The sequence below is a fragment of the Pseudoxanthomonas sp. JBR18 genome (genome assembly GCF_028198165.1).
In the GTDB taxonomy this organism is placed as follows: Bacteria; Pseudomonadota; Gammaproteobacteria; order Xanthomonadales; family Xanthomonadaceae; genus Pseudoxanthomonas_A.
Map to the genome: position 1 here is coordinate 2,247,150 of NZ_CP116339.1, position 22,195 is coordinate 2,269,344.

Genomic DNA, 22,195 nt, shown 5'->3' on the forward strand with positions numbered 1-22,195 from the left:
GGATTTCACAGGCGCTTCAGCAGATTGCGATAATTGCCACTCCCCACGATTCTGCGTCCAGTCATCGACTGGCGCATCAAGCCCCTGTCCGCCCATGACGTTACACGCATCAAAGTCGCTAAGCGTTCTGTTTGTCGAGGACCAGGACGACCTGCGCGAACTGATGTCCGACGTCTTCAAGCAGATGGGGATGCAGGTGAGGACCGCGCCCGATGCAATGGCCGCGCTCGACATGCTTTCGGAGGGTCCGCAGGTGGATGTCCTGTTTACGGACGTCTATATGCCGGGGAGGATGAGTGGCGCGGAATTGAGCATGGTGGCCTCGCAGCGCTGGCCTGACATGAGGATCGTGCTCGCCTCCGGGCACGCGCGCCACCAGCTACCGCAGTTGCCTGACTGCGTTCGCTTCGTCCAGAAGCCCTATAGCCTTCAACAGGCCGCCCGGTTGATCGGTAATCCGGAGCCGGTCGCTCGCACCGCCTAGGCCGCGCGTCCCGGGTGCCGGTGGAGGGGCTGCGTGTCGCAATCATGGTGGATGTGGCGAAAGCCGCTCCAGACGTGGTTGCGAAGACGCACACTCGATCTGACATCTGAAAGGCCGCCATCGGCCGATCTTTTCGCCAACCATCCCGATGCCACAAGCCGCCCGCTTCCAGGGAAATGGTGCGCCCAGCAGCGTGGCCAGTCTCGCCCAGCCAGGTCTGCTGGCGCATCCAGCGCCTTCACAATGCGGCACACGTGTGCTGCCACCCGGGCAGTTGCTCACCAGGCGTCGCGCCTCCTTTCGCAGTGACGCCACATCGCGTCGGCTTGTCCGGGCGCGTTTGGCCGGATCTTCCCGCCCTGCTGCTCCTGCGTTATTCACCGCGCATCACCCCGGGCCCTGGCCGGGTTGGCGGACCATCCGCCGCTGATTCCATGGGCGCCGCAGAGCGCCGTAGGTGTCGCGGGCCAGTGCGGCACCAAGGCGTGCCTCGCAAAGCTGGCCACAAGGAAGTCGACGCAACAAGGCGAAAAGCCGGCCCCGGCAACGCGGTGCCTAGGCGGGAACGGCTTGATGCATCCCACGTGCGGACACGACGCATCGGGAAGGCGGGATGCGTTACACGCCTCCTGCACACCTCGCCGAGGAAGCTCGCGCGTCACGAACCGCGACGCTCTGCGGCCCGCCGCCCACTTTGAGTCCGCCCAATGCCCGATCCTGCGAGCGTCAGCTACGACACCCCTTCCCGTGCGCGCGAGGGGCGTCCCTACCCGCGCGGTGCCACGTTTGATGGCGAAGGCACCAATTTCGCGCTGTTCAGCGCACATGCCACCCGTGTCGAGCTCTGCCTGTTCGATGACCAAGGCCAGGAGCAGCGCATCGAGCTGCCCGAGTACACCAACGAGATCTGGCACGGCTATCTCCCCGGCGTCGGGCCAGGGCAACGCTATGGGTATCGCGTCCATGGGCCCTACGAACCGCAGCAGGGCCACCGCTTCAACCACCACAAGCTCTTACTCGATCCATATGCGCGGGAGATAGATGGCGATCTGGTCTGGGCGGACGAACTCTATGGCTACACGATCGGGCATCCGGACGGAGACCTGAGCTTTGACGAGCGCGACAGCGCGCAGTTCATGCCTAAGGCGGTGGTTGTGCAGGACGACTACGACTGGCAGGGCGACGCGCGCCTGATGACGCCCTGGAGCCGGACGGTGATCTACGAGACCCATGTCCGCGGCTTCACCAAAGGCAATCCCCACGTTGAGGAGGCGCTCCGCGGCACGTTCGCCGGACTTGGATCCGAGCCGGCGCTGGACTACATCAAGTCGCTGGGCGTGAGCGCGGTCGAGCTGCTGCCGGTGCATGCCTACCTGGACGACCAGTATCTGCAGGACAGGGGGCTGCGCAATTATTGGGGGTACAACACGCTGGCCTTCTTTGCGCTCAAATCGCGCTACCTGGCCTCCGGCCACCGCGACGAATTCCGCGACATGGTCAAGGCGATGCACCGCCAGGGTCTGGAAGTCATCCTGGACGTGGTCTACAACCACACCGCCGAAGGCAACGAGCTCGGCCCGACCCTGTCCTTCAAGGGCATCGACAACGCGAGTTACTACCGTCTTGCGGACGACCGGCGCTATTACATCAACGATACGGGCACCGGCAACACCTTCAATCTCAGCAACTTTCGCGTGGTGCAGTTCGTCAACGACTCCCTGCGCTACTGGGTCGAGGAGATGCATGTCGATGGCTTTCGCTTCGATCTGGCCACCATTCTCGGGCGCGAGCCCAGCGGCTTCGATCAGCGCGGGGGCTTTTTGGATGCCTGCGGCCAGGACCCGCTGCTCGCCCAGGTCAAGCTGATCGCCGAGCCGTGGGACTGCGGTCCGGGCGGATACCAGGTGGGTCATTTCCCGCCGGGCTGGGCGGAATGGAACGACAAGTTCAGGGACAACGCACGCGCCTTCTGGAAAGGCGACGAGGGGCAACTGGCCGAGTTCGCCACGCGCTTTACTGGTTCGGCAGACCTGTTCGACCGACGTGGCCGCAGGCCGTGGTCCTCAGTGAATTTCATCACCGCCCACGATGGCTTCACGATGCATGACCTGGTCAGCTACAACGACAAGCACAACGAAGCCAACGGCGAAGGCAATCGCGATGGCTCCAACCATGATGCGTCCTGCAACCATGGCGCGGAAGGCGACACGCAGGATGCCGATATCCTGGCGCTGCGCGAGCGGCAGATGCGCAACTTGATGGCGACCCTGCTGCTTGCCCAGGGCACGCCCATGCTGCTGGCCGGCGACGAGCGCGCGCAGTCCCAAAGTGGCAACAACAACACCTATTGCCAGGACAACGAGATCGCCTGGATCGACTGGGAGCGCGATCGGACCGAAGGCCGGCTGACGGACTTCGTGCGGGGCCTGATCGAGGTCCGCCGACGTTACCCGATTCTGACGCGCGGGCGTTTCCTGAATGGCCAGTACAACGATGAAGCAGGGGTCAGGGACCTGACCTGGCTCAACCCCGGTGGCAGTGAAATGTCCGAGCAGGACTGGCGCGACGGTGGCGCGCGTGCTGTCGGGCTGGTGCTGGAGGGCAGGGCGCAGAGCTCGGGCGTGCGCGAGCATGCGACCGACGCGACCCTCCTGATCCTGATCAACGCCTACCACGAGGGCGTGGTCTTCAAACTGCCGGACGATGAGCAATCCACCTTGCACTGGAAGCTGGTGCTGTCGACTGACGATGAACTGCATCTCGACTCGCTGCCGAAGGGCTCCACGGATTTTCTGGCGCCTCCCCGCAGCGTCACCCTGTTCGAGTGCGAGGCCCGCGCAGCATGATGCCAGACGCTCCTGGGCATCGTGCCCTGGACGTCCGCAGTGCATTGGAGCATCCCATCTGCGACCATCAGGCGCCTCGCCGCGATCGTCGGCACCTTTTTTCGCGAGTCCAAATCGATGCAAGGATTTATCGCGGAATGAACCGCATCAACCCCAAGGCGGTGGCCACGGCCGCCAGCGCAGCCCTCGTCACCTTCCTCCCTTCGGCATTTGCACAGACCGCCAGCCCGGCGAGCGTGCAGATGGTGCAGACCGGCGGGCAACTCACTGCCTGTGCAGTGAGTTGTGGCAAGGCCACCTCCAGCCAGGCGGCAGACCAGCGAGCGGGCATGCGCAAGAAATTTCTCGCAGATGGTATGTCGGCTTCGGCTTTCGACAGTGCTTACGAGGCGGCCTACGCCAAGGTAGCCGCTGCCGCAAAGTCCGATCCTGCACGCATGCAGCAGCTATGCGCGTAGCTCGATGCCAGACTCAAGGCCATGCAGGCCCAGAGCAAGGCCACGCCGTGACGGATCGCTAAGCGAAGCGGCCCCAGCGTTTAGCCCCGCGCTGGTTCAAAGTGATGGCGCTTTCATCGGCTGATGTGCTTCCCGTCGCGCTGACGGCCAGCAGATGGAGCCGCTTCTGACCTTTCGAGCCAGCGCGCAGCACCGCGATGGCGTGGCCGAGTGGTCTCAGACCGCCATGTAGCCGCCAATGCCCAAGGCGTGCCATCGGGATCAATTGTTCGAAGAACGCCTCGGTGCCCGGGTTGTTGTCCAGGTAGCGGTCCATGGCGGGCGTCTTGATCATGCCGGGGGACACTGCGTTGACCCGGATGCCGCGGTCCTTGAGGTCCGTGGTCCAGGTGCGGGCGAAGGAGCGCAGCGCGGCCTTGGTTGCGCTGTAGACCGAAAGCCCGGCAAAGCCGCTGCTGCCAGCGCCCGAGCCGGTGATGATCACCGTGGCACCACGGCCCATCAGCGGCAGCGCCTTCTGGACGGTGTGGATCACGCCCTTGATGTTGGTCGAAAGCAGCCGATCGACATGCGCCTCGTCGATCTCGCCCAGTGCCGCCGACTCGGAGACACCGGCGTTGGCGAACACCACGTCCACGCGGCCTTGGTCCTGCCGGATCTGCGCATAGAGCCGATCCAGATCCTCTGGATTGCCGACATCGCACTGCACGGCGGTGACCGACGAGCCGAGCTCGTCCAGGACCTCATCGAGACGTTCCTTCCTGCGCGCACAGATGTAGACCGTGCCGCCTTCCTGGGCAAAGGCCTGGGCCGAGGCCAGCCCGATGCCGTCGCTGCCGCCGGTGACCACGATCACCTTGCCGTCGAAACGCTTTGCCATTTCCAGTCCCTTTTTAAGTGGAGGATTGCTCCACTTAGGATATGGAGGCATCCTCCACTTTGCAAGTCAGGAGAATCCGCATGACCACCCAGCCCCCGCTCCGCGCCGACGCCCAGCGCAACCGCGAGCGCATGCTCGCGGCGGCCGAACGCGTGTTCCAGGCCAAGGGCGCCGGCGCTTCGCTCGAGGATGTCGCCAAGGAGGCGGGTGTGGGGATTGGCACGCTGTACCGCCGCTTTCCTACCCGCGAGGAGCTGTTCGCGGCGGTGTTCAGCGACAAGTTCCTTGCCTTTGCCGAGCGCTGGCGCGCCAGGGAAGGCGAGCTTGCCCCCGACAAGGCCCTGCGCGTCTATCTGGTGGAGCTGATCGTCCAGACCAACATCTATCGCGATCTGGCCGCGTCGGTCGGGACCGTCCTGCAGAGCCAGACGCCGGGGTGCGATGCCAATGCGCGCGTGGCCCAGCAGCTGCTGCACAGCGCCAAGCGCGCCGGCCTGGTCAGGAAGGAGGTCAGCTACGACGACATCGTCGTGGTGATCACCGCCGTGTGCCTGGCCGCGGGCCAGGGGGCCAACGCCAAGACCCGGATCCGGCGCCTGGTGGACCTGTTTCTGGGTGGGATTCTTCGCCCCCAGGCCGAAGCGGTCTAGCGCTTCCTTTTAACGGGGACCAGCTCGAAAGTCGAGCGCGACACCAGCGTTGAACTTGGCGATTCTCTGCCAAGGCTTTTCCCGGTGTCTTCCGCCTCCCGTGTTGGAGGCAGCCTGCCGTTGAACAGGCCGGCAATGTCATCGAGCATGGTGTTGCCGGCTAATGACAGGTCCATGCGCCTGGCCCGCAACTGGCGCAGCAGGCTGGTGGTAGTTCCGTTGCCGGCACCCTGCCAAGGCGCGTACGGATCGCTGAAACCACGGGTCCAGTTCAGCCGCTTCCCACATTGGCGCGTGGCAGGCCATTTCGCTGCAGCGGTCGTAGGTGAGGCGCTCGCACAGGAAGGCTGGCAACTTCCTCATCTGGCGCGCGTAGGCTTTCGGCGCAGCAACCGCGGTGCGGCCCTCGCTCCGACATAGGGGCGGTGGACCAACACGCGCGGGCTGACACGCGGTCTGTTGGACTCGCAGATCGCTGCCACAGGCAAAAAGGGGGCGCCGCCTGACGCCGGTCCTGGCACGGCACAGGCCCACGCCGGTCAGGGACAATCGGGTTGGGCGTCGCGCTTTACCCGCGAGGCCGAGCTCGGCACGCACGCGCCTGACATGGCAGGACGACAGGCTTCGCGCTATCGACGGCGAAAGAGCATCCCGCCATGGTGAAGCGTATCCTCGTCGACGAAAACGCCGTCGGCGGTAAAGCCGGTGTCGTCCCAGTAATCGATCCGGTTTCCCTTCACCTCGTAGCGTCCTCGATAGGCACTTTCACGCGAGCCGCGCGCCTCGTCGTAACGGCCATCGGGAAGAAGCTCATGGCGGATGCGACCGTCATCGGTCACCCACATCCCGACGTAGGGGTGCTTGTTCACTTGTGCATCTCCTCGCTGATCGATTGGAATCCGCTTGATGACATCGTCGTAGGGCACCAGGTCGAGAAACGCGGTGACTTCCACCGCACGCAGATCCGCTATTCGGAGGATCCAGACGTAGCTGTTCTGGTAGGGCGTCCCGTCGGCGGCCGTTGCGGCGCCATCCCAATGCACGATGACGTGGTCGCCTTCGGCCCAGATGCCCTTCACCGTCGGCTTGACCGGCGAGGAAAGGCGGGCTGCGAAGGGCGCGACCGCCTGTTCCAGGAATACATCACGACCCCTGTAGTGCCCGGCCGCTGGGCTCGTGCCCTTGATCGTCCAGGTTGCGTCTGGCGCCAGGACATCTTGGAAGAATGATCCGCCGCCGGCCGCCCACTGCTCGAAGGCGTGTGCGATAAAGCGGCGATTGCGCTGGGCGGTCGCGTCGTCGCAACTGGCCAGCGCGCAGCCGCTGACCAGCATGGCCAGCGTCAACATCCCGGTTGTGATGAGCTTTGGCATCGTCATGTCGTGGACTCCTGGAGACGTTGGAGCGCGCGGGATGGTCCTCCTGCGCGCCTGATGGGTCTTGCATGGCCGCGCTTGACCGCCGGGCACCTGGATGAGCGGGGCGTGGTGCTCCAGCCGGTACGACATCACCCGCAGGACGCGCAGGGGTGAAACCGTGAAGCTGACCGGGCAACGCCACCGATGACGCTCAGGTCATCCACCGTGCCGGGCGGGTCAGTGCGATGCAACGGTCACCCCGCTTCTACGTCTAAGTTGGTCTATGGAATCGGGATGACGGAATTCTGCCGTTGACCAAGACAAGTCCCGTAGTCAAATCATCCCGCGTTCTTGCACGATCATCCGAAAGTTGGCATCCGGTTGGCTGGCACGTCGGTCCCATCATTGAGCGGGGCCAGGATTGGCTCAGGCTGTCGTGCCCTTCTATGCGCGGGCGTCGGCCTGCTCACCGCTCCGATGAGCGAGCTTGTCTGCGTGCCTTGCGGAAGATGAACGATTGCCGGTCGGCTGGGCTCGCCCTCAGCGACACCGCGCCCGCGTTGTCTGACGCGGCGTGCCGGCTTGCGGCCCGGGCGCGGCAGGCCGGGGGATAGCGAGGCGCTGGCCCCGCAGGCGATTTGCGGGATGCTGGATCTTCGAGCGGCCGGTAGATCGGCGGACTTTCGCCTGGGGTCAAGTTCCCGGTGGCCAGGCCGATAGAAATTGCACAGTCTTGCCAGGCACGATGCGTGAACGCATTTCCCGACGTCGAGAATGACCGTCTGGCGCTGATCCGCAGCATGGATCTGCTCAAATCGGTCAACAATCCGGAATTGGAGCGCATCGCGGACCTGGCGTCCCACGCGTTTTCCATGCCGACGGTGCTGATCTCGCTGGTGGACCGCGATGAGCAGATCTTTCTGTGCCGGATTGGCTTCGAAGCCGAACGCACGGATCGTTCGATCTCGGTCTGCACGCATGCCATCCAGCAGCGGGGCGTGTTCGAGGTCGACGACCTCACCCTGGATGCACGCTTCAAGGCCAATCCGCTTGTGATCTCCGGGCCGCGCATCCGCTTCTACGCCGGCGCGCCATTGATCACCGCGTCCGGGCATGCCATTGGCACCATCTGCCTGATCGATTACGAGCCGCGCACCTTGACCGAGAGGGACCGCCAGCGGCTCCAGGCCTACGCCGGGCTGGTGGTGGACCAGCTCTCGTTGCGTCGCCTGGTGGGCAGGGTCGACGCGGTGACCGGGCGACCCAATCGCCAGCAGTTCATGGCCGACTTTGCAGCACCGGAAGTCGCTGACCAGCAGCAAGCCGCCCTGTATCTGGTCGAATTCATCGACGTGCACAGTGCGCACCTGCTGTCCCAGTCGCGTGGCATGCAGCCGATCGAGTCGCTGATTCGCCAGGCTTGCCAGCGCATCCGGGAGGCCCTGCCGCAGGCGTGCGAGCTCTACCACGTGGCCGTTGCGCGCTTTGCCTTTGTCCTCCCGCATGGCGCCGAACATCCCGAACAGCCCGTGGTGCAGCGGTTGTGCGGTGCCTTTGCGGCACCAATGGAAGCCGACGGCTTGCGTCTGAACGCCTCCATTCGGATTGGCGTGGCGCCGTTCGATCGCCGCCCCTGCCATGACGTGCTGCGCCGCGCCATCTGCGCGATGCAGGAGGCCATCGAGCGGGACCGCCCGTATTCGCGTTACGACCCTGACTATGACGCCAGCAAACAGCGCGCGCTTGGCATTGCCATCGATGCGGATCGGGCCTTGGTCCAGGGCGAGTTCCACCTGGTGTATCAGCCGCGCTATAACGTCAGACAGGGTACTTTTGGAAAAGCCGAGGTGCTGTTGCGCTGGCGCCACCCCACGCTCGGCGAACTGAGCCCAGGTGAGTTCATCCCGCTGCTGCAAAAGACTGCGGTCATGCCGCGCATCACGGACTGGGTGATCGAGCAGGCGCTGGCGCAGCTGGCCAAATGGCGTCAGCGTGGACTGGAGATGGGGATCTCGATCAACGTGACGGCCGCCGATGTGACCGACGGCGCACTGGCTGCCCGCTTGCAGCAGACCCTTGCGCGACACCAGCTGCCACCAGCGGTCATCGAGCTTGAAATCACCGAGGGCGAATGGCTCAAACCCGGCGGCAGTGCAGCGATACAGTTGGCGGCGCTGCGGGCTTCAGGGGTCTGCGTGTCGCTGGATGACTTCGGTGCTGGCTTCTGCAACTTCGGCTATCTCCCGCGCCTGCCCATTGACGGGCTCAAGATCGACCGGGCCCTGGTGTCCAATGCCCATGCCGACCCGGTGTTGGGCGGCGTGGCCCAGGCCATCTTGCGCCTGGCCCATGTCATGGGATTAAACGTGGTGGCCGAAGGGGTGGAGACACCCGATGAGCGGCGCTTCTTCGAACGAGAGGGCTGCGATGAAATCCAGGGCTATCTGTTTTCAAGGCCACTGCCCGCGGAGGATTGCTTTACCTTCATCAACACGGCGCGCGACAACGCCAGCATGCAGGACGCCGCGAAAGCGCTGCCGTCCTGAATCGATGACCGCTGGCTAGGCCAGCGGCGGAGTGAGCGGGGAAGGCGGATCGCGTGTGCCACCGCGGTCGATGCCGCGGAACCCGCGCCGGACCAGGTGTGGGCTGCACATCACGCCGCGCCCGACCCACCGCGGAGGGCGCTGGCCTGGCAAGGCGGGGTGAGGACCCTCAACATCGACGAGCGTTCCGGGCAGCTGGCGGGAGGCCCGAATGATCAGTCGCATGGAGAACAGGGGCGCGGTGAGGCTCAGGTCGCGGCAGTCGGGGCTAAAGACCCAAGACCGAGGGGATATCCCGCGATCGCCTTTGGCCTCGCCGTCCCGCGCGGCTCATTTGCGCTTCTTCAGGATGGTGATCTTGCCGGAGGTTTCCAGGATGGCGATGTCGATGTTCACGTCGTCGCGGCAGTCGGCGGTCCGCTTGGACACCTCGAAATCCTCATAGCTGACGTTGCGCTTCTTCAGCTCATCCCAATAGATCTGCCCGTCCCGGGCCAGGATGGCTGGCGTGCCCTGCACAACCCGGTCGAATCGGCGATAACGGGCGGAGATGTAGCCGACCATCCAGTTCATGGTCAGCAGCGTGGCGGCCAGGATGAGCCCGCCCCCCAGCGAGGTATCCGAGCCGATCAGCGAGTTCTGCACCGCGGTGCCCAGCAGGACGATGACCAGCATGTCGAAGGGCGTCGACTGCCCGACGGCACGCTTGCCACTCAGTCGTGTCATGCAAAGGACCACCAGGTAAACGGCGACCGCCCTGAGAACGAACTCCCACCACGGCATACCGAGCTTCAGCAAACCGTCCATCGCTTACTCCGTCTCGTCGATAGGTCAATGATCCGGTGTGCATCAGACCGGCAGTCGGGTTGAGGCAGCATGAAGTCTTCACCTCTCGCGCACCGGCGGGGTCCTCCAATGCGGGGCAACACCCATTACGGTGGCAGACATGAAGCTTGGTCCCTGTTTCGGATGGCTGGTGGTCGCAGCTGGATTGACAGGCTGTGGCCCGAAAGCGCCCGACCAGGCGCTGCAGATTTCCGGGGCCGTGCAGGGCCAGGCGATCACGGGTTTCGTCCTGCCCCAGACCGGGCAGGTGTCGGTGATGTTGGGTGACCAGGCTTGCCAGGGCGTGCTGTCGGACTTCAAGGACGATCCGCGCACGGGACTGCTGCTGTGCAAGGAGGCCAACGGCAGCGCGGCCTACCTCCTCAGCGCGAGGATGGAGAGGACGGATGCCGGCCACCTCGTGTTGCGACGGCGCGCCGACCGGCAGTCCTTCACGACCGAGCTCTCCAGCCAATTCGATGCGCCGCTGCCGAAGCCGTCCGCGCCCTGACCCTGGGTAAACCGCGCCTAGGGGAAGGCCACGCAGGTGGATTTCCGCGGTCGGGCGATGATGCGCTGACAGGCATGCGCGCGCTCGTTCTGTCAATGTGCGCTCGCTGGGCGCGTCAGGCCTTTTTGCCGGGCGCCACGCGCTGGGCGCCTGGCGCGATCACATCGGACAGGGCACTGTGTCCCTCATCGGTCCTGCCGGTAATGACGCTGAAGCTGCCGTCGGTTTCCAGCACCACGGCCTGCACCTGCGACAAGGCGTCAACGCCGGCGGCGCGGATGGCCGAATGGATTTCGTCCTCGGTCACCCGTGCGGTACGCGCGGCGCCGCGCAGCAGACGCCCGTGGTGGAAGAGCAGGGCCGGCTCACCGGTGACCAGCCGACGAAACCATCCGGCGCGGACGCTGGACCAGGTGACCAAAAACTGCAGGGCGATCAACAGCGCCAGCGCCAGGCTGCCCTGTGCCAATGACACAGTTTTGTTGAGCAGGATGGTGGCGAAGGTCGAGCCCAGCGCCACGGTGATCACCAGGTCGAAGGCATTCATCTTGGACAGTGTGCGCAAGCCCGAGAGGCGCAGCAGGACCACCAGGTTGAAATAGGCCAGGACACCGATCACCAGCGTGCGCAGCAACGTCGGCCAGCCGCTGAAGAACATGTCGCCCATCTCAATCTCCTTTAAAGGAATCGCATTGCGTCCGGGAGCGCCCGGCATCCGCGCCTGGCCGCACGCGCGGCTGAGCCAGATGCATGGAGTCAGTGCGCGCAACAGCATCCTGACGCGATGACTGCTGGCTGCAGGTGATCGAGACGACAAAAGCCTTCACGCACGCGCGCTGCCAGGTGCGACCTTGCGCGCTTCGCATCCCCTTGGCTGGTGCAGGGTTAGGGTGTGCGACCCATCCGCTGCAAGTTCAGCCATGTTCGCTTTCCAGCCGCTGCGTATCGGCCTGATTTCAGACACCCATGGGTTGCTGCGCCCGCAGGCGCTGGAGGCGATGCGCGGTTGCAGCACCATCGTGCATGCCGGCGATGTGGGCAAGCCGGAGGTGCTCGATGCACTGCGCACGCTTGCTCCGGTCCATGCGATCCGCGGCAACATCGACACCGCACCGTGGGCGCAGGCTTTGCCAGAGGTGCTGGAGATCGAGATGGCCGGCATGCACCTGCACGTGCTGCATGATCTGAAGACGCTGGCGGCGCAGGCGCGCCGAGTGGATGTCGTGATCAGCGGTCATTCGCACAAGCCGATGACGCAAACCCGCGACGGGGTGCTGTATGTCAACCCAGGCAGCGCTGGGCCAAGACGCTTCAAGCTGCCCATCAGTGTGGGCTATCTGCATCTGGAGGCGGGCGGGATCCGCGCCGAGCTGCGCGAATTGTGCTGATCCGGCGGGCGACCCCGAGACGATTCAAAGCGCGGTGGACGTGGTGCTGCGATCAAGCGCGCTTGAGAGGGCTTGGCGTTGCGCTTGATGTGCAGATCAATCGAGACGCTTGTCGTTGAACGCCGAGATTTGTCCCAAGGCGGCGATCACGCGCGGGCATAGGCGGCCAACTCTTCCGGTGTTCCCAGGGGGAATGCCGCTTTCAGCAGTTCCAGGAACGCGCCGACCCGCGCGCTCAGCAGGCGGCGTGAGGGGTAGAGCGCCCAGATCTCGATCGGCGGCACCTTGGCATCGGCCCATCGCACCAGCGTGCCGGCCGTCAGGTCGTGGGCCACCAGCGACAGGGGCAGCACCGCCGCGCCAGCGCCGGTGCGCACCGCATCGCGGATCATGATCAGCGAGGCCAGCTGCAGGACGGGCTCGATCGGTTGGCGCCAATCGCCTTGCTCGGCGGTCAGGTGCCAGGCCGATGCGTTGCCCGCCACCCGCACGACCGCGCGGACCGCTTCGTCGGGGGCGGGACGCGGCAGCGCCGGGCTTGCCACGGCCACCAGGCGATCGCGCAGCAGGATGCGTCCGATCAGGCTGTCATCCGGGTCCGGGTTGACCCGGATCACCAGGTCGTAGCCCTCCTCCACCATGTCCACCGGCCGGTCCTCGGTGGTGATTTCCAGACGCACCTGCGGATAGCGCAGGGCGAACTCGGCCGCCAGCTTGCCCAGGGCCAGCTGTGAGAACAGCAGCGGCGCGCTGATCCGCAACCTGCCCCTGGGCGTCGCCCCGCCCGAAGCGATGGCCGTTGTGGCCTCGCCCAGTTCGGTCAGCAGCGTCTCGGTGCGTTCGAACAGGGCGCGCCCCTCCTGGGTCAGCTTCAAGGTGTGCGAGCCGCGCTCGAACAGGCGCACGCCCAGGCTGGCCTCCAGGTCCGCCACCCGCCGGGAAAGCGTGGCCTTGGGCCGCTCGGCCGCGCGGGCGGCACGGCCGAAGCCGCCGTGACGCGCCACCAGGTTGAAGTCGGCCAGGGCGAGCAGGTCCATGTGTTCCACCAGTGAGACGGGTGGTCCAAATATACGGGCTATCGGGCCGGGAGTGGATCGACAACGATGGGCCTCCCAACCCAACAGGAGTCCTCTCATGACCATGCTCGTCACTGGCGCCACCGGAAACATCGGCCGGCACGTCGTCCAGCAACTTCTCCAGCGCGGCGCCAAGGTGCGCGCGCTGGTCCGCAATCCAGACACGGCCCAGCTCCCCGCCCAGGTCGAGGTGGCCCAGGGCGAACTGCTGGATGTCGAGGCCCTGCGCGCTGCGTTCCAGGGCGTGTCCACGCTGTTCCTGCTCAACGCGGTGGTGGCCGACGAATTCACCCAGGCGCTGATCACGCTCAACGTGGCTCGCGAGGCAGGCGTCAAACGGGTGGTCTATCTGTCGGTCATCCACAGCGACCGCTACGTGAATGTCCCGCACTTTGCCGGCAAGTTCGGCGTGGAGCGGATGATCGAGCAGATGGGCTTCAGCGCCACCATCCTGCGCCCGGCCTACTTCATGGACAACGACCTGACCATCAAGGATGTGGTGCTGGGTCACGGCGTCTACCCGATGCCCATCGGGAGCAAGGGGCTTGCCATGATCGACGCACGCGACATCGGCGAAGTCGCCGCGCTTGAACTGCTCGCGCGCGACCAGGCCGAAGAGACCGCCGCCCTGACCCGCATCAACCTGGTCGGCCCGGACACGCTGACCGGCGCCGATGTCGCCGGGATCTGGTCGCACGCCCTGGGGCGTCCCATCGCCTACGGCGGCGATGACGCTGCGCTGTTCGAGCAGAACCTGCGCCAGTTCATGCCTGGCTGGATGGCCTACGACATGCGCCAGATGGCCGAGCGCTTTGTCAGCGACGGCATGGTGCCCGAGCCGGGCGATGTCGAGCGGCTGACCGCGTTGCTGGGCAGGCCCCTGCACGCCTATCGCGACCTCGCCGCTGCCGTGGCTGCAGTGGCCTGACCCACCCCATCCACTTCGAGGAATGCATCATGATCTATTCAACCGCCACCCTGCCGGTCAACGTACCTGGCCAGGCGCCCCTGACCCGCGAGCAGCTCTGGCAGGGGCTGGTCCACAAGGCACGCGCCCCCGGCTTGTTTTTCCCGCCCGGTGAATGCACCGACAGCCGGATCGTGGAAGAAGGCACCTCACACCTGGTGCGCCAGGCCACCATCCTGGGCGATGACATCACCGAGATCATCACCTTCGAGGCGCAGCAAAAGGTCACGTTCTTCCAGATGAAGAGCCCACGCGAGGGCGCCATCATCAACGAGCTGCTGGAAGACGAACAGGGTCAGCTGCAGCTGCGCTTCTATGCCTACCTGGGACTGCGCGGCAAGGTGCCCCATGGGCCGGAGGAGCAGGCCGCCCAGGCCTGGATGGACAGCGACAAGGGGTTCAAGGCCGCCATTGCCTCCACGCTCGCTCGCATCCGCGCACTGGCCGCCGAAGGCACGCGCTGAGCGCGGCCCGCCAGAGCAAGCCGGGTTGCAGGCGGCTCCCGCCCGCGCGCCATTCGGGCCTTCGTTCGATCGCGTCGCCGAAGCAGTCGTTGCCGCATCCAGGCTGGATGTGCGCTCACGCCTGGTCGCGTTGCTTGCCTGCGTTCGACACGCACTTGATCCGCCACCTCGCTGCCCGCGATCCGGGCAGCGGAGGCGGCGTGCATCACGCGGCCTTGTGCGCGAGGTGTTGGGTCAGTTGTAGTGAATGGCCCGGAGAGTCCGTTGCGGACCAGGCTTGGGCGCGCCCACCCAGGTGACGATTCAGGAAGTCCTCGCACAGGGCGTTGAACGACATGCGGTTGGCTTCCCGCACAAAACCGTGGCCCTCGTCGGTATACAGCGCATAGGTCACCGCGATGCCGCCACGCTGCAGCGCAGACACCATCTGCTCGGACTCGGCCTGCTTTACGCGCGGGTCGTTGGCGCCCTGGGCGATGAGCAGCGGCGCGCGGATCTGCGCGGCGCGGTGCAGCGGCGAGCGGTCATGCAACTGCGCACGGCCTGCTTCGGTGCCGGGATCGCCCAAGGCGCGGTGCTGGCGCACCCGATCCGCTTCCCAGTAGGGGGGAATGGAGGCCAGCAGTGTTTCCAGGTTGGAAGGGCCGATCACATCGATGCCGCAGGCGTAGCGCGACGGGTAGCGGGTGAGGGCCGACAGCACCGCGTAGCCGCCGTAGCTGGCGCCAAAGATCGCCAGGCGTTTCGGATCGGCGATGCCGCGCTCCAGCGCCCAGTCGACGGCGTCTTGTAGATCCTCGTCCATCTTGCGCCCCCACTCGCCATCGCCCGCATTGACGAAGCGCTTGCCGAAGCCGGTCGAGCCGCGGAAGTTGACGCTGAGCACCGCATAGCCGCGGTTGGCCAGCCACTGGTGCATGGGGTTGAAGCCGAAGGTATCGCGCGACCAGGGGCCGCCGTGCACCAGTAGCACCAGTGGCAGCGGCGCGGCGGTGCGCAGCGCGCCGGCCTCGGTGCCCACCGGGACGGTCAGGTAGGACACCAGTGGCAGGCCGTCGCGCGCGGAGATGACGACCGGCTGCATGCGCGCCAGCGGCGCATCCGCCAGTTGTGGGCGCAGGTCCATCAGGTGCTGCAGCGTGCGCGCCTGGCGGTCGTACAGCCACGTGGACGAGGGCCGCGTGTCGGAGGAGATGGCGACAATCCAGCGCTGGTCGTCCTCGGTGCGGGCGGTCATGCGCCATTCGCCGCCACTGGCATGAGCGCCAAGGAAGTCGATGTCCGGCCGGATCGTCTCATCCAGGACATGCAAACTGAAGCGCTCGTAGGTGACACCGTAGGCCAGCGGGCGGTCGCTGGCCGCATCGACGATCAGGCCGCCGACGTCCGCACGCGGGTCTTCGCCGAGCACGGTGGCGACGCCGTCGACCCAGTCGACCGCGACCAGGGCGGCGGTGTCGCGGCCGCGGCTGTCGTAGAGGTAGAGCGTGCGGCCCCGCGCGTCGAAATGGGAGGGCCCCGAGCTGCGCCCGTCCTCCGCGGAAAAGACTTGCCAGGGCTGCCAGGTCCCCGCGCCGTCACGCCGCAGCCATTCGCTGCCGCCATCGGCGGTGTTGCGCACGGCCAACCGCGCCTGGTAGTGCGCGTCCAGCACGAAGCCGGAAAAGCCCGTGTTCTCTTCCACGCACTGCAGGGCACCGCTGCGTAGGTTCAGCACGTACACGTCGAAGAACCGCGCATCACGCGCGTTCATCACGATCGCGATCTCCTCGCGCCGCTGCCGGCTGATGTGCTGCACGCCGGTGCGCACGCCTGGCGCGGCCGGGGTCAGGGCGCGGAGACTGCCGTCGGCCAGGTCGGCGCCGAACAGCTGGAAGTTCTCGTCGCCGTCGCGGTCCTGCGAGAACAGCAGCACGCCTGGCAGATAGGTCCAGTGGAAACCCTGGATGCCGCGCCGGCCATCCGTGGTGACCTGCAGGGCTTGCTGCGGGTGGCTGCTGGGCGCGGCCCAGATGTTCATCACGCCATCGCCGTCGGCCAGCCAGGCTAGCCACTGGCCATCCGGACTGATGCTGATGGATGCCCGAGCGGGGTTGGCGAACAGGTGCTCGCGCGGGATGAGCGCAGGCGCCGTGGAGTCATCGCCGGTCAGCAGGATGGTTTCCAGCGCCTCGGCGGCGCGGCGCCACTGCTCGGCATATTGGCCGTTGTGGTACCTGTTGTAGGCGACCAGCCGCTTGGCTTCTTCCGGGTGCTTCTGCTCCAGCAGGGTGAAGACGTTGGTGTACTCGGCGTCTCCGGGCGGGCGGCTGGCCTTGTCCTCCGCATGCAAGGTGTCCAATAGCCGCTTCATGTCTTCATCGTCCGCCTTGCCCCAGGGATAGGCGGCCATGTGTGTCGCGACCCGCGCGTTCATCCAACCGCGCAGTGTGTCGGACACCGCGCTGCGCGACTGCATCGGGTCCCAGGCGGCTGCTTCGATGCACGCTCCCACCGATGCGGCCACCGATCCAGGCGTCTGGTCGTTGGTCTGCGCGACCGCAGTCCGGCGCGCCTGGCGCCACTGCGCGCTGCCGACGTCCTGGCCTGACAAGCGCGCCGCGTGCAGCGCGGCCACGGCCTCCAGGGTTTCGGCCAGGCCAGCGGCCGCCTCCAGGTTGCGCAGTCCGTGGGTCTGACCATTCAACAGCTCAAGCAGGCACCGGCTGCCGGCGGTGTCCAGCGGCATGCCGGGCGCAATGCCCTGCAGCAGGCGAATGCCCCAGGCCACGCCGTCCTTCCAGTTGGCACCGATCATGGAATCGATCGCCAGGGCCAGCCACTTCGGCAGGCCGAACTGCGCCTCCCAGCGCTCCAGGTCCTCGCCCTGCAACAGGCTGCCAACGAAGCTGCCTGCCTCGCCGTTCCAGTGAATGGGCCGGTGTATCCACACGCCGGCCTGGTCCAGCGATCGCAATGTGTCGAGCACCTGCAGGCGCAACTGCGGATCGCTGTGGTATGCGCGCATGGTCATGTCAGGCTTCCAGGCATTCGTCGATGAGCTGGGCGATCCGGGTCTTGGAGACCAGCCCCACCAGGCGGGCTTTTTCCTTGCCATCCATGAAGAGAATCATGGTGGGTAGGCCTCGCACCTGGAACTGCTGAATGGACGCCTTGTTCTCGTCCGCATTGATCTTGCAGATGCGGGCCTCGCCGACGTATTCCTCGGCGATGTCGTCCATGACGGGGAGCAGCTGCTTGCAGGGGCCGCACCACTCGGCCCAGAAATCCACCAGGACGGGGCAGGAGGCCTGGAGCACTTGCTCTGCGAAGTCCGCATCGGTGAGCTGGACAATGTTGGAGGGCATGGTGGGTTCCTTTGACTGGAAGAAGGGGGAAGAAGAAGGGGGCGAGCGCCGACGCCGTTTCAGCCACGCACAGCGGCGGGGGCGGCACCATCGCGGCTGGCCTAGGCGCCGTCCTTGCCGCTGAGGTCCAGCACGTGATCGTGATAGGAGGCCAGCGATTGGCGGTGCGCCACGCTGATCAAGGTGCTGTCAGGCAGCGCGTGCAGCAGAGCCTGGTAAAGCGCCTGTTCTGTGTCCGGATCGAGCGCGCTGGTCGCCTCGTCCAGGAACAGGTAATCGGGGCGCTGCAGCAGCGCGCGGCAGATCGCCAGCCGCTGCTGCTCACCACCGGAGAGCTTCTGCTGCCAGCGGTCGCTGTCGTGCAGCCGGTCAGCCAGTGCGGGTAGCTGTACTTCATGCAGCGCCTTACGCACGCGCCGGTCGTTGAAATCCTCGGGTTGTCCGGGGTAGCACAGGGCGGCCTTGAGCGTGCCTTGCGGAATGTAGCTGCGCTGGGGCAGGAACATCAGCCGATCGCCCCGCGGGTGGTCGATCTCGCCTTCGCCATACGGCCAGATTCCGGCCACGGCGCGCAGCAGCGTGCTCTTGCCGGTGCCCGAGGTGCCCCGCACCAGCCAGCGTTCCCCACGGCGCAGGCGCAGTTGGTCGAAGGAGGCCAGCGATTCGCCGCCCGGCTTTCTCAGGGACAGGCCGTGTGTCTCGATGGCGGTGCCGGATGTCTTCGCCACGTGGATGCCCGAGGGGCGGTCGTTCACCTCACGGATGCTGCCCAGCAGGTCGCGCAATCGGTTGCCCAGCGCCCACCATTCGGTGAAGGTCACATAGGCCTGGCTGAAGTACGCCAGGTTGCCGCTGACCCCGGTGAAGGCGCCGCCCACCCGGGTCACGTCGCCCAGGGTGATGGCGCCGGAGAGATAGCGCGGCATCGCCGCCGCCGTCGGCAGGAACTGGGTGGAGAGGGTATGCGTGTAGGTCTCGCGTGCCAGGATCAGCTTCACGTTGCGCACGATGATGTCGCGCCAGTTGGCGCGCACCTCTTCAAAGGCGTCTTCAAGCCGCTTGCGCTCCTGCACGCCGCCGTCGTAGAAGGCGATCTGCTCGGCGTTCTCGCGCAGTTGCATGCCGCGGTAGCGGAAGTTGGCCTCGACGGTCTGGCGTCGATTGAACAGATAGATCAGCGGACGGCCGGTGAAATGCGAAATCAGCAGCGAACCGGCCGAATACGCATAGACCAGGTAGACCATGTAGCCGGGAATGGCGAAGTCGATGCCCCAGAGCGTGAAGCGCAGCGTGCCGGACAGATGCCACAGGACGACGGTGAAGGACGCGGCGGTGACCACCACCTGGATGGGGTTGAGGAACAGTTGCAGCGTCAGTTCGATGAATCGGGGCACATCCTGCGAAATGCGCTGGTCCGCGTTGTCCAGGCAGCCGTCGCGCTCGATGGCGTAGTAGGTCCGCCGGCGGGTCCATGCGCGCAGCAGCCAGCGCGTCATGGCGGTGCGCCACTCGTACTGCTGTAGCTGCTCGACCGCGAACAGCAACACCATCGACACCAGCATCGCGAACATGCCGGCGACCCACGACAGGCCCAGGCTGCGCCAGATTTCCCCCCACTCCCGCTTCACCAGCGCATCGACGACCTCGCCCGAGAGCCGGTTGGCCCAGACGGCCACGTAGACACTGGTGAACATGAGCACCAGCCGGATCGCGAGCAGGATCCAGCCGCGCCAGCTTTCCCGCGAGGTCCAGTAGGGCAGGATCAGCTCGCGAAGACGGGGGCGATTGTGGGCATTCATGGACGGTGGGAACCTGGAAGGGGCGCAGGCAGGCCTAGGGTGCATGACGCGCGGACTTGCCGCGCGTCATGCGGCTGGAGCGTCAGAGCTTGCGCTGGTAAGTCAGCATGAATGTGCGTTTGTCGTAAATGGGAACGAACATGGTCGTAGAGGAATAGCCGTACAGGGTCCGGTCCGCCAGATTCTTCACCCCCAGTCGCAGCGACCAGGCCGGCTGCGTGTAGGAGATACTGGTGTCGATGCGGGCACCGCCGGGCGCGCGTAGCGCCGTCGCGGTGGTCCCCAGCAGGGACTTGTCCCAGGCGCTGATGCCAAAGGCCACGCCCAGGTTCCGCAACCGATCCGACTGGAAGTCGTAAGTGCTCCACAGGCTGACCTGGCTGCGTGGTTGTGCTCCTGGGCGCTGCGTCGGGTCCGACAGGCTCTCGATCTTGGTGTAGGAGTAGTTGAAGATCAGGTTGAGCCCGTCCAGGAGCTTGCCCGCCGCCTCCAATTCCGCACCACGGGATCTCTGTCCATCGATCAGGTCGTTGCAGTTGAGCGGGCGATTGCGCCGCAGCAGGTTCACCTGGTCGATCTGGAACACGGCGGCCGACCAGGAGAAGCGGTCCTCGACGTTGCTCTTGATGCCCACCTCCTTGCTCTTGGATTGGGTCGTCGGCACGGAGGTCGAATTGGTGCCGCAGACAACCAGGTCGGAGAACAGGGGCGAGAAGCCTTCGGCATAGCTTGCGTAGAGGGACGTATCCCAGCCGAGGCTGTAGATCAGTCCGGCATTGACGGTGTTCTTGCTGAAGGACTGCTTGTCGACCACCGACACCGAGGCGGGCGACGACGGCGTCGCATACACCGTGTTGGTGCCGGGGCCGATGTCCACGACGTTGTGGCGCAGACCCGCCACCAGCGCCCACTTGTCCCACTTCACCGTGTCCTGCAGATACAGGCCGCGCTGGGTCTGCGGCGAATAAATGCGGTAGGAACGCGTGTCTTCACTGCGCACGAGCGCCGGGAAGGGGTATTGCGTGGTCGCGTCGAAGCGGGTTGTTACCCGTGGGCCGGCGTACTGCGTCTGCTCGAAGGTGTAGCGGCTGTGGTTGACCCCCACAACCAGGCGCTGTTCCAGCGGTCCGGTCTTGAACGCGTAGCTCAGATAATGATCGCCACTGGTGGTGACCTGCTGGGACTGATTGAGGGTGCCGCTGTAGTTCAGAAGCAGGTCGGCGGTGCTGATGGGAAATTGCGCCGTCCACAGCGAGAGATCCAGGTCAGTGCTGTTGCGCTGCATGCGGCTGGTGAACTGCAGCGCGTCGGAGAAGGAATGCTGCAGCGTGTAGAACACCGAGCGGGTGTCCGTATCGACCCCGTCGCCCGGGGTGCCCGGCAACGTGGACGGCGACGGCTCGATGTAACCGCGGATCGCGACGGTGTAGCGGTCCGGCGGAACGTGCGACTTGTCCAGCGAAACGCCCGCGATGACATCGGTATCCGCATTCTTCCAGCGCACTTCGCCCAGGCCATAGCGCTGCGTGCGCCCGTCAAAGCCCGCCGTGCTGCCGTTGGCGCGCGTGGCCGACAGGATCAGGCGATAGCTCAGTTCCTTGCTGTCGTTGATGGCGCCGGCCAGGTCGATGCTGCCCGTCCGTTCGGCATGGCTGCCGTAGCTGGCCGTCACCTCGCGGATGGGCTCGGTCGTTGGCTTCTTGGTGACGATGTTCAGGGTGCCACCCAGCGCATTGAGGCCTGCGAGCAGCGCTTGCGGGCCCTTCAGCACCTCCACCCGCTCCACGCCGGCGATGTTGGTCTTGACCGAATTGGGATCGCTCAGCCCATTGGACAGCGTGCTCGTGGATGCGCCGAAGCCGCGGATGTTGAAGCCGCTGGCCCCCTGCGCGCCGGGCCGCACGATCACGCCAGCGACGTTCCTGAGCGCATCTTCGACAGTCGTGGCCTGCTGGGTCTCGAATACCTTGGCCGTCAGCACCGTGATCGATTGCGGCACATCGAGCAGATTGGCGTCGCCGCGCGTGGCGGTGGCCGAGCTGGATGCGCGGAAGCCGGTTTCGGCCTCGTCGCGTTTGGCGGTCACGGTAACGGAATCCAATTGCTGCACAAACACGCGGATCGAGCCGTCCGGGTCCGAGCGCATGGTCAAGCCGCTGGCCGATACCGCCGCCTGGACAGCGCCCTGCGCGGTCGTCTGGCCGGAGACGGCCGGCGCGCGGACATGCTGCACGTCCGCTTCGTCGAACCGGATCCGTGCCCCGCTGATGCTTGCGATCGCCTGCAGGGTTTCAGACAGGGGACCTGCCGGGATGGAAAAGCTGCTGATGCCGTCCGGGATGGCCCGCGTCGTCTCGGTGGGGCTGCCGCCCGTCTGCTGGGCGTACACGCTGGTGGGCAAGGCGAGCGTGAGAGCGGCGAAGAGCGCGGTCGAACGAAGTGGAGCCTGGCCGAGTGCTGGGGACTTGATCGGAAGCACAGCGTGATCCTCTGGGGTGGCGTGGTTTACAAGATCGCGGTCAACAGGTGCGACTCAGGTGTTCCATACACTTTTAATTCGATCTGCCTCTGGCGATCCCCTCGACATGCCGGCCTA

General features: G+C 65.7%; 17 protein-coding genes and 2 pseudogenes. 9 read left to right on the plus strand and 10 right to left on the minus strand.

What is annotated here, in order from left to right; genetic code table 11:
• The first annotated feature begins 94 nt into the window (after positions 1–94).
• The 3 genes from PJ250_RS10040 to PJ250_RS10050 all read left to right on the plus strand — a co-directional run bounded on the left by PJ250_RS10040 (position 95) and on the right by PJ250_RS10050 (position 3,788).
• Entirely contained in the window at positions 95–484 is a 390-nt protein-coding gene (locus PJ250_RS10040) for a response regulator (RefSeq protein WP_271648429.1), read from the plus strand.
• A gap of 707 nt (positions 485–1,191) precedes the next feature.
• Complete coding sequence (gene glgX, locus PJ250_RS10045; RefSeq protein WP_271648430.1) at positions 1,192–3,330, plus strand: glycogen debranching protein GlgX; 2,139 nt, start codon at positions 1,192–1,194, stop codon at positions 3,328–3,330.
• A gap of 137 nt (positions 3,331–3,467) precedes the next feature.
• The gene (locus PJ250_RS10050) at positions 3,468–3,788 is read left to right on the plus strand and encodes a hypothetical protein (protein WP_271648431.1); all 321 of its coding nucleotides are present in this window, start codon (positions 3,468–3,470) and stop codon (positions 3,786–3,788) included.
• A gap of 58 nt (positions 3,789–3,846) precedes the next feature.
• On the opposite strand, the gene PJ250_RS10055 is transcribed toward PJ250_RS10050, so the two are convergent.
• Positions 3,847–4,668 carry an SDR family NAD(P)-dependent oxidoreductase gene (locus PJ250_RS10055; RefSeq protein WP_333909522.1) on the minus strand — a complete coding sequence of 274 codons (822 nt, stop codon included), beginning with the start codon at positions 4,666–4,668 and terminating at the stop codon, positions 3,847–3,849.
• 80 nt (positions 4,669–4,748) lie between these two features.
• On the opposite strand from PJ250_RS10055, the gene PJ250_RS10060 reads away from it, so the two are divergent.
• Entirely contained in the window at positions 4,749–5,318 is a 570-nt protein-coding gene (locus PJ250_RS10060) for a TetR/AcrR family transcriptional regulator (RefSeq protein ID WP_271648433.1), read from the plus strand.
• Positions 5,319–5,947: 629 nt separating this feature from the next.
• Here PJ250_RS10060 and PJ250_RS10065 read toward each other — a convergent pair.
• Both PJ250_RS10065 and PJ250_RS10070 read right to left on the minus strand, forming a co-directional pair.
• A pseudogene (locus tag PJ250_RS10065) lies at positions 5,948–6,178 on the minus strand (Atu4866 domain-containing protein); the annotation flags it as partial.
• A 99-nt stretch (positions 6,179–6,277) separates the two neighbouring features.
• Positions 6,278–6,826: pseudogene (locus PJ250_RS10070) on the minus strand (nuclear transport factor 2 family protein); the annotation flags it as partial.
• Positions 6,827–7,425: 599 nt separating this feature from the next.
• Between PJ250_RS10070 and PJ250_RS10075 the strand changes: the two are divergent.
• The gene (locus PJ250_RS10075) at positions 7,426–9,222 is read left to right on the plus strand and encodes a putative bifunctional diguanylate cyclase/phosphodiesterase (protein ID WP_271648434.1); all 1,797 of its coding nucleotides are present in this window, start codon (positions 7,426–7,428) and stop codon (positions 9,220–9,222) included.
• A gap of 330 nt (positions 9,223–9,552) precedes the next feature.
• Here PJ250_RS10075 and PJ250_RS10080 read toward each other — a convergent pair whose 3' ends face one another.
• A complete protein-coding gene (locus tag PJ250_RS10080) occupies positions 9,553–10,029 on the minus strand; it encodes a DUF421 domain-containing protein (RefSeq protein ID WP_271648435.1) in 477 nt (158 codons plus the stop codon).
• A 139-nt stretch (positions 10,030–10,168) separates the two neighbouring features.
• Here PJ250_RS10080 and PJ250_RS10085 point away from each other — a divergent pair, with 139 nt between their 5' ends.
• Complete coding sequence (locus PJ250_RS10085) at positions 10,169–10,558, plus strand: hypothetical protein (RefSeq protein ID WP_271648436.1); 390 nt, start codon at positions 10,169–10,171, stop codon at positions 10,556–10,558.
• A 115-nt stretch (positions 10,559–10,673) separates the two neighbouring features.
• Here PJ250_RS10085 and PJ250_RS10090 read toward each other — a convergent pair whose 3' ends face one another.
• Positions 10,674–11,225, minus strand: coding sequence for a DUF421 domain-containing protein (locus PJ250_RS10090; protein WP_271648437.1), 552 nt, complete (start codon positions 11,223–11,225; stop codon positions 10,674–10,676).
• 253 nt (positions 11,226–11,478) lie between these two features.
• Here PJ250_RS10090 and PJ250_RS10095 point away from each other — a divergent pair, with 253 nt between their 5' ends.
• Positions 11,479–11,946: a metallophosphoesterase family protein gene (locus PJ250_RS10095; RefSeq protein WP_271648438.1), complete on the plus strand. Its 468-nt coding sequence runs from the start codon at positions 11,479–11,481 to the stop codon at positions 11,944–11,946.
• 146 nt (positions 11,947–12,092) lie between these two features.
• Here PJ250_RS10095 and PJ250_RS10100 read toward each other — a convergent pair whose 3' ends face one another.
• Positions 12,093–12,983, minus strand: coding sequence for a LysR family transcriptional regulator (locus tag PJ250_RS10100; RefSeq protein ID WP_271648439.1), 891 nt, complete (start codon positions 12,981–12,983; stop codon positions 12,093–12,095).
• A 97-nt stretch (positions 12,984–13,080) separates the two neighbouring features.
• Here PJ250_RS10100 and PJ250_RS10105 point away from each other — a divergent pair, with 97 nt between their 5' ends.
• Positions 13,081–13,950 (plus strand): SDR family oxidoreductase, encoded by an 870-nt coding sequence (locus PJ250_RS10105; RefSeq protein WP_271648440.1) that lies wholly within the window; start codon positions 13,081–13,083, stop codon positions 13,948–13,950.
• A gap of 29 nt (positions 13,951–13,979) precedes the next feature.
• Positions 13,980–14,453, plus strand: a complete 474-nt coding sequence (locus tag PJ250_RS10110) for an AtaL-like protein (protein WP_271648441.1) — start codon at positions 13,980–13,982, stop codon at positions 14,451–14,453.
• A 205-nt stretch (positions 14,454–14,658) separates the two neighbouring features.
• Here PJ250_RS10110 and PJ250_RS10115 read toward each other — a convergent pair whose 3' ends face one another.
• The 4 genes from PJ250_RS10115 to PJ250_RS10130 form a co-directional block, all read right to left on the minus strand.
• Positions 14,659–17,466 carry a S9 family peptidase gene (locus PJ250_RS10115; protein ID WP_271648442.1) on the minus strand — a complete coding sequence of 936 codons (2,808 nt, stop codon included), beginning with the start codon at positions 17,464–17,466 and terminating at the stop codon, positions 14,659–14,661.
• Between the two features lies 1 nt (position 17,467).
• Positions 17,468–17,800: a thioredoxin gene (trxA, locus tag PJ250_RS10120; RefSeq protein ID WP_271648443.1), complete on the minus strand. Its 333-nt coding sequence runs from the start codon at positions 17,798–17,800 to the stop codon at positions 17,468–17,470.
• Between the two features lie 101 nt (positions 17,801–17,901).
• Complete coding sequence (locus PJ250_RS10125; protein WP_271648444.1) at positions 17,902–19,599, minus strand: ABC transporter ATP-binding protein/permease; 1,698 nt, start codon at positions 19,597–19,599, stop codon at positions 17,902–17,904.
• 82 nt (positions 19,600–19,681) lie between these two features.
• Positions 19,682–22,000 carry a TonB-dependent siderophore receptor gene (locus PJ250_RS10130; RefSeq protein ID WP_271648445.1) on the minus strand — a complete coding sequence of 773 codons (2,319 nt, stop codon included), beginning with the start codon at positions 21,998–22,000 and terminating at the stop codon, positions 19,682–19,684.
• Positions 22,001–22,195 lie beyond the last annotated feature (195 nt).